We start from the raw sequence: 10,766 nt of genomic DNA, 5'->3' as shown, positions 1-10,766 counted from the left end.
GGCGCACTCCGGTCGAGACCCGGACGGATCTGGCGCGGATCCATCTTGTCGGCGCTCACCGGCCCGCGCAGCGCGATCCGACCAGTGAACCAGAGGAACACCAGCAGCAGCGTGAGATAGATGACAAAGAACCCGGCCAGCGTCAGCGCCACGGCGTGCGGCGTGACCGGCGAGACCGCATCGGCGGTGCGAAGATGGCCGTAGACGACCCAGGGCTGCCGACCGGCCTCCGTCGTGGTCCAGCCGGCGAGCACGGCAACAAAGCCAAGCGGGCCTGTCGCCATGGTGAGGTACTGGAACCATGGCGTGTCATAAAGCTTGCGGCGCCAGCGCAGGACGGCGCCCGTGATCGCCGTACCAAGGAAAATGAGCGCGACGCCGACCATGATGCGGAAGGCGAAGAAGACGATCGGGACGTTGGGGCGGTCGGAGGCCGGCACAGCCTTCAGACCCTGCACCTCACCGTCCCAACTGTGGGTCAAGTACAGGCTCGCCAGATGTGGGATCTCGATCGCATAGAGGTTACGCGCCTCCGTCATGTCCGGCCAGGCGATCACGGTCATGGCCGGCCCCTTGGTGGTGTCCCAAAGGCCTTCCATGGCGGCGAGCTTCGTCGGCTGGTATTCGAGAGTGTTCCGGCCGTGCATGTCGCCGAGAAAGATCTGTACGGGGACGAGGATCAGCGCCATCCACATCGACAGGGAAAAGGCGATCCGGTTGGCCTCGGGATAGTGGCCGCGCCACAGATGGAACGCCGAGACGCCTGCCACGACGAACGAGCCCGTCACGAAGCTCGCGCAGACCATGTGTGCGAGGCGATAGGGGAAGGACGGGGAGAACACGACCCCCCACCAGTCCACCGTGTGGAAGATGCCTTGGGCATCCACCACAGCACCCGACGGCGTCTGCATGAAGCTGTTCGACGCGATGATCCAGGTGGCGGACAGAAGCGTTCCGAAGGCGACCATACAGCATGCGAAGAAGTGCATGCCCTTGCTGACGCGCCCCTGTCCAAAAAGCACGATGCCGATGAAACCGGCTTCGAGGAAGAACGCGCTCAGCGCCTCGTACGTGAAGAGCGGGCCGACGACGTTCGACACGGATCGCGAGAAGCCGGCCCAGTTCGTTCCCACCTCGTAGCTGATCACGAGGCCGGTGACGACGCCCATGCCGAATGCCAGCGCGAAGATCTTGATCCAAAACTGCATGAGGTCGCGGTAGACGACACGCCCTGTGCGCCACCACAATCCACTCAGCATCGCGACGAAGACCGCCAACCCGATGGTCAGGGTCGGCCACAGTATGTGAAAGCCGATGGTGAACGCGAATTGGAATCGCGCGAGGATAACGGGATCCATGATCAAGCCGTCCTTGTTTCGGATTCCGCCCGGACGAGCCGAATGGGGATGCCCTTGTAGGAGGGTGTGAAACTCAATGGGTCGTGCGCCTCCAGCGGCACGAGCGGGTTGGTTTCCGGAAAGTAGGCGGCGCAGCTTCGTGCGGGAAAGGCATGCGCGACCAACTGGAAATTGCGCACCACTCGCTCAACGCCATCGTGTGAGACGGCAACAAGATCGACGCGCTCGCCGATCGTGAAGCCGCGCTTCTCGATTTCCTCGGCGCTCATGAACACGACGTCGCGCTGGCCGAAGACGCCGCGATAGCGGTCGGAAAGCGAATAGAGCGTCGTGTTGTATTGGTCATGGCTCCGCACACTCGTGAGCCACAGAACGTCATCATCTTTGGGGTCGGGATCCTCGCAAAGGCCGTCATAGACGAGGAAGTTCGCTTTGGCGGACGGCGTCGCCCAGATGCGTTCGCGCGCTGTCGAGATCAGATGGAAGCCGCCCGGCACGCGGATGCGGGCGTTGTATCCCTGGAAGATGGGAAAGACCGCCTCGATGGCGTCCCGGATCTTGTCGTAGTCGTTGACGAGACTTTCCCAATCGACGACCGATCGGCTGCCGAGCGTCGCGCGTGCCATGCCGCCGATGATCGCCGGCTCGCTCTTAAGGTGCTCAGAGGCCGGCTGGTTCATGCCCGTTGATGCGTGAACCATCGACATCGAATCCTCGACGGTGATCGATTGCGGACCCGTCGCTTGCACGTCGATTTCGGAACGCCCGAGGCACGGCAGGATCAACGCCTCGCGCCCATGAACAAGGTGGCTCCGATTGAGCTTGGTGGAGACATGGGCCGTCAGCGACAGATTGCGGAACGCCTGATGAGTGACGCGCCAGTCCGGAATGGCAGCCGCGATGTTGCCACCCATGCTGATGAAGACGCGGACGTCACCGCGTACCATCGCCTCAAGGGCCGTGACGACGTTGTGGCCGTGCGCCGATGGCGGCCTGAAGCCGAAGTGACGCTCTAATCGATCGAGAAAGTCCTGGGCCGGAACCTCGGTGATGCCGACGGTGCGGTCTCCCTGAACGTTCGAATGGCCGCGCACCGGACACATCCCGGCTCCGTCCTTGCCGATATTGCCCCTGAGGAGACACAGATTAGTCAGTTGCTGCACGTTGCGTGCGCCATGTCGGTGCTGGGTGAGGCCCATGCCAAAAACGAGGATGGCGCGTTCCGCCTTCATGTAGACATGTGCAGCCTCGGTGATGGCTTCGCGAGTCAGTCCCGAGCGGCTTTCGATGTCCTCCCAGCGCGTGGCCTTCACATCGGCGGCAAGGCCGTCGATGCCGACCGTGTGGCCGCGGATGAAATCCCAATCCAGGATCTCGATCTGATCCTCGGCATGAGCGCGTTCGTCCTCCTCCACGAGAACCTTCATCATGCCCTTGATGACCGCGATGTCGCCGCCGACGCGCACCTGGTGCAGCCGTGAGCTGATCGGCGTTGAGGTCAGAGAGGCCATCTCGATCGGATTCTGCGGCGCCTGGAATCGCTCGAGCGCCCGCTCGCGAAAGGGGTTGAACGAGATGATTGGCACGCCTCGACGCGAGGCTGCGCGCAATGTCGTCATCATGCGCGGGCTGTTTGTGCCCGGGTTCTGCCCGAAGATCAGGATGCAGTCCGTCTTGTCGAAGTCGTCCAGCAGGACTGTCCCCTTGCCGACGCCGATCGACATCGGCAGCCCCACACTGGTCGCCTCGTGGCACATGTTGGAGCAGTCGGGAAAATTGTTGGTGCCGTATTCGCGAGCGAAAGTCTGGTACAGGAACGCCGCCTCGTTCGAGGTGCGGCCGGAGGTGTAGAATTCAGCCATGTTCGGATCGGGTAGCGCGGAGAGATGGTGGCCGATCGTGGCGAACGCGTCCTCCCAGCTGATGGGCACGTAATGATCGCTCGACTGGTCATAGACCATTGGATGGGTGAGACGCCCGACCATCTCGAGCTCGTAGTCGGTCCAGCTCGCGAGCTCGCTCACCGTATGGGCGGCGAAGAACTCCGGCGTGCATCGTTTCGCAGTCGCCTCCCAGGCAATTGCCTTGCCTCCGTTCTCGCAGAACTCAAAGGAAGACGTATGCTTTGGGTCGGGCCAGGCGCATCCGGGACAGTCGAAGCCTTCTGGCTGGTTCATGCGTAGGAGAGTGGTCGCCCCTTTCACAGCAATGCCCTGCTCGACCAGGTGCTCGCCGAGCGCCTTGAGCGCTCCCCAGCCGCCGGCGGGCTCATTGTAGCTCTCGATGCTCTTCTTATTGGACACGTCCCACTCCTTTGGCGAAGATTTGGAAGAGGCAGCCTGATACGAGCCGCAAACCCGGTCGTTCTATTTCACCCCCGAACAATCTCGTCGCGTAGTCTTTAGAAAACGTACGAAAAAACACCCAGCACTCATCGGTCAACAAGGACCCGTAACGCGGGGTGAGGATTCCGGCATAGCCGGCTATGCATTCCAATTTGAAGCCGGCCACCTGTGACGTCAGTCGAGAACATCTGGCAATATCTGCGCGCCAACTGGCTCTCAAATCGCGTGTTTGAAAGCTATGAAGACATCATCGACGCAGCTTGTGGTGCCTGGAACAAGCTCGCCGCCTTGCCACAGCTCATAACCTCAATTGGCTGTCGCGAATGGGCTCACGTCCGTCACACTTAGCCGCCGTTGGTATCACCCTTAAAATAAGGGTGACTCGTGTCCGGGAATTTAGGGGGCTGCTTCACTTCGAAGCCACTTCGATCACAGCGAGAAAACGATTGGTGGCGGTCTGCAGGTAGATAACTGAATGGAAGATTCGATACTGGTCTCGACCGTCTTTGGCCTTGTGGCAGCTAATGCCGCGTCGGTTAGTGCATCCCATGGAGTCTTCGCTTTCCGCCTGAGACGGCGGCTCTCTCGTGCCAGAAACCATCTAAACGGGTTCAACTTTTCATTATCTGCGTGAGTAGAAATCGCGCTGAAAAGCATGGATGCTGCCATCCGGAAGGTACCTCTGTCACATTCCAACAATGCTATCATAGGTTGTAATGATATTACGTCGGGGAATTCACGAGCACCTTCTTTGGCGATCCTCATTACCAAGGTTAACTTGCGGATATTCTGATACGAAGAGGCAAGACAAAAATATACCTCCTGCCTAGCGGACTCGGTCAAATTGCCCTCCAAAGAAACCTTGTAATGACGAATGGCTTTCGCCTCGCGCCCAGCACGATCAAGGGCAAAGCCAACTTCAGCATGAAGGCGCGCATCCCCGCATCGGCGACGCCGCCGCTCCCGCCTCCACCGCCATTACCACCACCGCCGATGCCCATAGCGACGGCACTTGCAGTAGTGGAGAGAATAACTGCAATGAGAGCCACGAATCTGGTCAGAAAAGTCAGTATATGCTTCATATGTATAGGTCCATTTTCACAGGAAAGTGGACCTATTTTAGCGTGAAAACCCCTTCTTGCAATTAATAATGCATATAAAGATATTTATACTATGTGCCGATGGTAACTTGTTGCCGCAATTTTTTACTGAATTTCAAAACTTTATACGGGGGATAACGTTGCAGCCTTGAGGTAACATCTCCATGTTGGGCAGTCCATCATTATCACTCATAGTCGATTGAGCGGCGGTATATACTTACGGATTCAATTAGACATCTCTAGAAACCTCGCGTTTTCGTCCGGGATTTGATTCCATCACCGTTGTTGATTTGTGCGGAGACGATTGGATGTGGGGACAGGCCGGATTTTGGGACATTGACGAGCGCTATGCTCGGCTGAGTGAGGCCGGCGATCCCTTGGAGAAGCTGGGCAGCGTTGTGCCGTGGGAAGTGTTCGGCACTCTGTTGGCCAAGGCCTTGAAGCGTTCGGACGGTTCCAAAGGAGGCCGGCCGCCATACGATACGGTGATGATGTTCAAGATCAGCACCACCGCCGACAGCCGCCAAACCTGATCAGGATCACCACACCCTCGCGTAAACCGGCGCAAATCCATCGATGTGAAGTCAGATCGCCCTAAATCACCGCCGCAATCGCAAGTCTCCATGTGCCTGCAATCTCAAATCAGATTTTCACCGCTTTGAAAATCCCCGATATGAGGCAGCCTCAGAGCGCGTTAGTATGACATGTCAGTTAATCGAGTGCCTTATCCTCGGAAGGAAGGCTGTGCCTTCCCCACTCCTTTCGTGGAATCGGGTTGCCCATGAGAAATCCGAATGCGACGACTTTCTTGCGATCTGGTGTGAGGTCGCACTTGAACCGAAGCCGATACCAGCTCTTCTTGCTATGCAACGCTGCACCATCGGCGGAAAGAGAATTTCCTGACAGTTTTGGGGCGGCCATCGCATAAGCAACAACGCGATCCGGCTTGAGATCTTTGCTCCACGCTCCTACCTGAGCCATTGCCTCCGCATTACATAGCTGCTCAACGCGCTCGTCTGGCGCGAGCAGCGCAAGTTGCTCCCGGGCCTGTCGGCTGCGGGGATCGGCCAATAATTTCTCCGACAGCATATGTGATGGCTTCACCATTGCCGGTGTTTCCTCGCGGGGTCGGCTAATTTCTGGAAGCGCCGGCGTCTGGGGAGGCGCTTCGAGTTTTTCCGCGTTCTGGACGTTCTCTGGCTGCAGCAAGGAGGGCTGGGACGGCACTTCGCGCTTTTCTGGCGGGAGCGTGACGAATTCCACCTCGATGCTTTGTTGCGGTTGATCGGGCAGTTTCTGGGCGGTCGACAAGAGCAAGACGAAAGCGCTGATCAGGATGTGCAGAAGCGTGGAGGCGGCAATGCCCCAGCCACTGAACCGTTCTTGTGCCCACGATGCCACACTTGCTCTCATGAAGGCTCGTCAGGGCGCGGCCGCCACGAGCTGGACGCCCCAGGATGGCGACGAGTGCGGAAGTGGCGATATACACCAGATATCGCCCCATAGCTCATCGGTGAAACTGTCTTGCTCCTGGACGCCGCTTGCAACTCGGTTGCGAGCGCGTCTAGCCATGCTGACGGCACACCCGCTCGAGCGTGGTGACGACGTCCTCGCCGCGATAGCTGAAGCGCGGATCAAGCGCCGGCGAGAACCGTGACTAGGTGTCGACAATAGTGAGAATCCGCAGCTTCTTGCCGGTCGCCAGTTGATCATGCACGAAGTCCATCGCCCAGGTTTGGTTGCATCTCGTCGCCTCCGATCGGTCCTAGCTGGCAAAGCGCCGTCCTGCTATTGCATTGCGCTTCACATAGCCGACACCGCGTTCGTCCTTGCCCTTGGTCCGGGCCCGATAGGGTGCGCACGCCCGCACCCGGAAGCCCCAGTGGCGGGCAAAGGCATGGAGCCTGGGATGCAGCACTACTTCGCGGCTCGATGGATCATGATGCAGGATCAGAGCTCGCACATTGTCGAGCAGGACTTTGCGAGGAATCCCGCCAAAGGTCTGGAAGCTGCACTCCATGCCGGTATCAGCTGACGAAACGAGCCGATGGTGACAGCTCATGCCCCTCCGAGCAATCGCAATGCCGACGTTTCAGAAGCAAGGGTCCTTTTCAACGACCGCGCTTTGCAGATTTGCCAATTGTTGGGATCCAAATGCGAAAAGAGGGATAATAGCCAAATCCGTCCGGTGGATGGTAGGCAAAATAATAGATGACACCATCGATCATACGCGTTGGCTCCGCGGGTATTGGCCGCCGCCATCGCTTGGCGGCGTTGATATAGATTCGGGCCAGCATCATGGCCGCGCGGCGTTGTCTTGCGTGCCTGTGAAGGCCATTGCCGGGGGCAGGCCAATTGTAGAGAGACATGCGGAAGGCCAGCACTGCTTCGACCAAGGCATCTCGATTAGTCGCTTTGGCGAGTTGTAGGACGCGGATAAAGTGAGTGCCTTCTGCGCGCAGCTCAACCAACACTCTTTCCATTTGATATTCCCCTTGGCCCGCCTATCTCGCAAGGTGCCGGAATGGCGGCCGAATTTGTGGCGGGGTGGTCGTTGTCAAGGCACAGGTGATGGAACCACGAGCGCATCGAGCTCTCTTCCACTAGGACACCTTCGCTGCGATCTCCTCGTGCCCCATGGTGGAAGAACTGCGGCCGCAGGCATCGCAGGTGAACTGGCGGCGTTGGATCCAGTCGTCTTGCCCTGATTGGCGGGGACTGTAACCCCAGGGGCGTAGATGGCCCCGCCTTCCGCAATGGGGGCAAGGCAACTGTCTGATGGAAGGTCTGAGCCCGAGCTTGACCTTAGCCTCCATATGCCCCGATGGATCGAGCTTCAGAAGCCATTGGCGAAAGGCGGGCACCCATCGGCTGAGCATGTGCCGGCTGACCTCCAGGCGCCGTGCAGCTTCGATGACCGGCATTTGCTGGGACAGCATCGCGACAACGTCCAATAACTTGTGACGCTCACGGAAGCCTTGCAAAGGCGTGCCCGTCCGCCTGGAATAGCTACGCTTGCAATCCCGGCAAGTGAAGCAGGGTATGCCGTTGGAAACGGTACCCTTATGGCACAGTATCGTGCGACCGCTGCGGCAATGCGGGCAAGCTGGAGGCTCGGGATTGAGCGAAAAGGCCTCCTCAATCGCAACGGTGAGGAAGGCGCTCAGTTCCTTGTCCTCAGTCGTGACCATCAGGTCGACCGAAGGACCTTTGCCCTTGCGCACGAAGCTGGGCAGCATCGGATCAAGCTCGCGTTCCGGCCTTGAGAGCGACCCGAGCTTGTTCTTTGCCAGTGTTGCGTTCGGGGGCGGATTTGTTCCCATGCTGGTTTGTACAGATAACGCCTAAACCCCGTCCAGCACGTAAATGTTTATTCCATAAACAACTATATACCAATGGTACTATATGACACTAATATAAAATATTTATCGATTTGAATTTTTTGCGAAACGACTACGGTGTGTTGTCATTTATACCCGTAATTTCGCCTAAAAGATCCCGCCGTCCGTTGTGTTTCCGTTGGGGCATATCGTGGTTTTCAATAATCAGCATCGGTGGTGGCAGCGGATCCTTCCGGCCGCACACAGTGCGGTTGGGTGGGTGAGCTTATGGTGGACTTCTCCGAAGGCGAGGCTTGGGAGATTGGAGGTCAGACGACGCGTGAGAGCGCGAAGGACCATGGCCGCCTCTCGCCACGCGTAGGTCGTCGATGATCCCACGCTGAATAGCCACTAGATTTGTAGACGCCTTCTTTCCTAATTTTGAGGCAAGAGGAGCATCATGAGCAAATCGAATTTCAGCGAAAAGTTTAAGCGCGACGCTGTACGTCAGATCACGGAACGAGGCTATCCGGTTGCAGAGGTTTCGCAGCGTCTCGACGTCAGCCAGCATTCGTTCTTCGAATGGAAGAAGAAATTTGCTGGCATCGAACGCAAAGGGCAACGACGAGGCGAAGGAGATCGGACGGCTGAAGAAGGAACTGGCTCGCGTCACCGAGGAGTGAGATATCCTAAAAAAGCGGCCGCGTATTTCGCCAAGGATGCAAAGTGAAGTGCGCGGTCATTGCCCTGCATAGCTTGCATTTTTCGGTGCGAACGATGTGCCGCCTTCTGCGGGTTCATCCCAGTCGATTTTACGCTTGGTTGAAGAACCAGCTGAGCAGGCGAGCCAACGAGGATAAGCAACAGACCGATCTGCTCCTGCAGGCGTGGGAAGAGAGCGGCAAGGTCTACGGTTATCGCAAGCTGCACGACGACCTTCTCGATCAGGGAGAGATGTGCTGCCCGAACCGGGTTGCGCGTCTGACCCGTCTCGCCGGGATCAAGGCACAGATCGGTTATAAGCGCCCCGGCATCTATGGTGGCAGACCGTCTATCGTCGTCGATAATACGCTCGAGCGGCAATTCGACGTGACGGCTCCAGACACTGCCTGGGTGACGGACATCACCTACATTCGAACCTGCGAGGGCTTTGCCTATCTCGCCGTCGTCATCGACCTCTATTCGCGTCGTGTGATCGGTTGGGCACTGCAGAGCCGCCAAACCACCGACGTCGTTCTACAGGCTCTGCTTGTGGCGGTGTAGCGACACAAGCCGAAGGAAAGGGTACTGATCCACTCAGACCAGGGGCTCGCAGTTCACCAGCATGGACTGGGCCTCGTTCCTGAAGCACCACAATCTGGTTCACTCGATGAGCCGACGCGGCAACTGCGATGACAATGCGGTGGCCGAGAGCTTCTTCAATCTTCTGAAGCGAGAGCGGATACGTCGCAGGGTTTACCGTTCACGCGATGAAGCTCGCCAGCACGTGTTCGACTACATCGAAATGTTCTAAACCCGAAACGCAAACACGTCAGGAACGGGATGCTGTCGCCCGTAGCGTTCGAGAGGCAGCAGAAAATCTAACCCGAGGGTATCTACAAATCTCGGGCTATTCACTCTTCACACGGGTCAGGTCGTCACCTTTGGCGATCAATTCCGCCAGCCTATCGTCGAGATCGAACAAATCCGGCGACTGCTCGACCATTTCCACGTTCCAATCCCTCTCGAAACCAGATGAAGCAATCACCACCCGATTTCCCTGGCGATTTTCGGAGGTGTTCAAGTGGCTGTTTGCCGGTCTGGCGGACATATTGATCCTCGAGCTGTTGCAGGCTTAGGTATCCGAGTTCGAGTAGATTCAGCCGATTCTCGCAGCCCCTGCACCGTACTATTATGAGTTGATCATAAATGAATTTTTAATGAAAATAATACTAATGGAATACTTTTATTCCTGCGCAAAGAATTGTATTTGATTTCTCAAAACATCGAGAGATTGGTATCCTGCAAGGGCGGAAGCAATCGAGCCAATGAGAGTTGGTTTGCCCTTAGAGTGTAAAAACGTAGCTTTGTAGTAACTTAGATCAACCTCTTGCAATTGCCGGGGTGGTCCGAATAGGAGTTTTTGATGTCTGATCTTATCGTCGTCGGCTTTGATTCCATCGATGAGGCCGACAAGGTCCTGCTCAAGCTGGACGCGCTCAAGAAGGAATATCTGGTCGATCTCGAGGATGCGGTGGTGGTCACCCGCAATGCCGAGGGCAAGGTTCATCTCAAGCAGAGCATCAACCTGACCGGCATCGGTGCAAGTTCCGGCCTGCTCTCCGGTGCGTTGTGGGGCGGGCTTGTCGGCCTGCTCTTCCTCAACCCGCTGGCCGGTTTCGCCATCGGAGGCGCCGTCGGTGCGGGCGTCGGCGCCCTCTCCGGTTCGCTCGCCGATTACGGCATCGACGACGACTTCATCAAGTCGCTCGGCCAGACCATTCCCAACAATTCCTCCGCCCTGTTCGTGCTGGTCCGCAAGGTCCAACCCGAGAAGGTCCTGGCCGAATTCAGCGGCCTCAAGGGACGGGTGATCAAGACCTCGCTGTCGCCGGAACAAGAGCAGAAGCTGCAGGAAGCCCTGTCGGCAGCACCTGCCCCGAC

Annotated in this window: 10 protein-coding genes and 4 pseudogenes; 4 read left to right on the top strand and 10 right to left on the bottom strand. The window is 57.7% G+C overall.

What is annotated here, in order from left to right:
• Positions 1–1,358 (bottom strand): cytochrome ubiquinol oxidase subunit I (locus tag ACTJKX_RS36695; RefSeq protein WP_440728338.1); only part of this gene is annotated, 1,358 nt, incomplete at its 3' end.
• 2 nt (positions 1,359–1,360) lie between these two features.
• Positions 1,361–3,661 carry an FdhF/YdeP family oxidoreductase gene (locus ACTJKX_RS36690; RefSeq protein WP_440728337.1) on the bottom strand — a complete coding sequence of 767 codons (2,301 nt, stop codon included), beginning with the start codon at positions 3,659–3,661 and terminating at the stop codon, positions 1,361–1,363.
• A 204-nt stretch (positions 3,662–3,865) separates the two neighbouring features.
• Here ACTJKX_RS36690 and ACTJKX_RS36685 point away from each other — a divergent pair.
• Positions 3,866–4,051, top strand: a pseudogene (locus tag ACTJKX_RS36685) (IS630 family transposase); the annotation flags it as partial.
• Between the two features lie 81 nt (positions 4,052–4,132).
• On the opposite strand, the gene ACTJKX_RS36680 reads toward ACTJKX_RS36685, so the two are convergent.
• Both ACTJKX_RS36680 and ACTJKX_RS36675 read right to left on the bottom strand, forming a co-directional pair.
• A complete protein-coding gene (locus tag ACTJKX_RS36680) occupies positions 4,133–4,558 on the bottom strand; it encodes a hypothetical protein (RefSeq protein ID WP_440728336.1) in 426 nt (141 codons plus the stop codon).
• Positions 4,543–4,785: a hypothetical protein gene (locus tag ACTJKX_RS36675; protein WP_440728335.1), complete on the bottom strand. Its 243-nt coding sequence runs from the start codon at positions 4,783–4,785 to the stop codon at positions 4,543–4,545. The genes ACTJKX_RS36680 and ACTJKX_RS36675 overlap by 16 nt, the downstream gene beginning before the upstream one ends.
• Positions 4,786–5,111: 326 nt before the next feature.
• Here ACTJKX_RS36675 and ACTJKX_RS36670 point away from each other — a divergent pair, with 326 nt between their 5' ends.
• The gene (locus ACTJKX_RS36670) at positions 5,112–5,336 is read left to right on the top strand and encodes a hypothetical protein (RefSeq protein WP_440728334.1); all 225 of its coding nucleotides are present in this window, start codon (positions 5,112–5,114) and stop codon (positions 5,334–5,336) included.
• A 178-nt stretch (positions 5,337–5,514) separates the two neighbouring features.
• On the opposite strand, the gene ACTJKX_RS36665 is transcribed toward ACTJKX_RS36670, so the two are convergent.
• From ACTJKX_RS36665 to ACTJKX_RS36645, 5 genes and pseudogenes are all read right to left on the bottom strand, one after another.
• Positions 5,515–6,216 carry a DUF930 domain-containing protein gene (locus ACTJKX_RS36665; RefSeq protein WP_440728333.1) on the bottom strand — a complete coding sequence of 234 codons (702 nt, stop codon included), beginning with the start codon at positions 6,214–6,216 and terminating at the stop codon, positions 5,515–5,517.
• A gap of 154 nt (positions 6,217–6,370) precedes the next feature.
• Positions 6,371–6,544 (bottom strand): annotated as a pseudogene (locus ACTJKX_RS36660) (DDE-type integrase/transposase/recombinase); the annotation flags it as partial.
• A 27-nt stretch (positions 6,545–6,571) separates the two neighbouring features.
• A pseudogene (locus ACTJKX_RS36655) lies at positions 6,572–6,826 on the bottom strand (IS21 family transposase); the annotation flags it as partial.
• An 88-nt stretch (positions 6,827–6,914) separates the two neighbouring features.
• Positions 6,915–7,286 carry a hypothetical protein gene (locus ACTJKX_RS36650; protein WP_440728332.1) on the bottom strand — a complete coding sequence of 124 codons (372 nt, stop codon included), beginning with the start codon at positions 7,284–7,286 and terminating at the stop codon, positions 6,915–6,917.
• A gap of 120 nt (positions 7,287–7,406) precedes the next feature.
• Positions 7,407–8,042, bottom strand: coding sequence for a DUF746 domain-containing protein (locus tag ACTJKX_RS36645; protein ID WP_440728331.1), 636 nt, complete (start codon positions 8,040–8,042; stop codon positions 7,407–7,409).
• 541 nt (positions 8,043–8,583) lie between these two features.
• Between ACTJKX_RS36645 and ACTJKX_RS36640 the strand changes: the two are divergent.
• Positions 8,584–9,707: pseudogene (locus ACTJKX_RS36640) on the top strand (IS3 family transposase).
• A gap of 25 nt (positions 9,708–9,732) precedes the next feature.
• On the opposite strand, the gene ACTJKX_RS36635 reads toward ACTJKX_RS36640, so the two are convergent.
• Positions 9,733–9,933: a hypothetical protein gene (locus ACTJKX_RS36635; RefSeq protein WP_440728330.1), complete on the bottom strand. Its 201-nt coding sequence runs from the start codon at positions 9,931–9,933 to the stop codon at positions 9,733–9,735.
• Between the two features lie 315 nt (positions 9,934–10,248).
• Here ACTJKX_RS36635 and ACTJKX_RS36630 point away from each other — a divergent pair.
• On the top strand, positions 10,249–10,766 hold a 518-nt coding region (locus ACTJKX_RS36630), incomplete at its 3' end, for a DUF1269 domain-containing protein (protein WP_440727283.1).

It is taken from the genome of Labrys sp. 22185, assembly GCF_052045555.1.
Taxonomy (GTDB): Bacteria; Pseudomonadota; Alphaproteobacteria; order Rhizobiales; family Labraceae; genus Labrys; species Labrys neptuniae.
The sequence above is the reverse complement of the archived record's forward strand: the minus strand, read 5'-3'. Positions and strand labels throughout refer to the sequence as shown.

Excerpts from the sequence above, each read along its gene's own strand:
- ACTJKX_RS36670 (WP_440728334.1), top strand. The coding sequence starts at position 5,112 with ATGTGGGGACAGGCCGGATTTTGGGACATTGACGAGCGCTATGCTCGG.
- ACTJKX_RS36665 (WP_440728333.1), bottom strand. The coding sequence starts at position 6,216 with ATGAGAGCAAGTGTGGCATCGTGGGCACAAGAACGGTTCAGTGGCTGG.
- ACTJKX_RS36635 (WP_440728330.1), bottom strand. The coding sequence starts at position 9,933 with ATGTCCGCCAGACCGGCAAACAGCCACTTGAACACCTCCGAAAATCGC.
- ACTJKX_RS36675 (WP_440728335.1), bottom strand. The coding sequence starts at position 4,785 with ATGAAGCATATACTGACTTTTCTGACCAGATTCGTGGCTCTCATTGCA.
- ACTJKX_RS36645 (WP_440728331.1), bottom strand. The coding sequence starts at position 8,042 with ATGCTGCCCAGCTTCGTGCGCAAGGGCAAAGGTCCTTCGGTCGACCTG.
- ACTJKX_RS36650 (WP_440728332.1), bottom strand. The coding sequence starts at position 7,286 with ATGGAAAGAGTGTTGGTTGAGCTGCGCGCAGAAGGCACTCACTTTATC.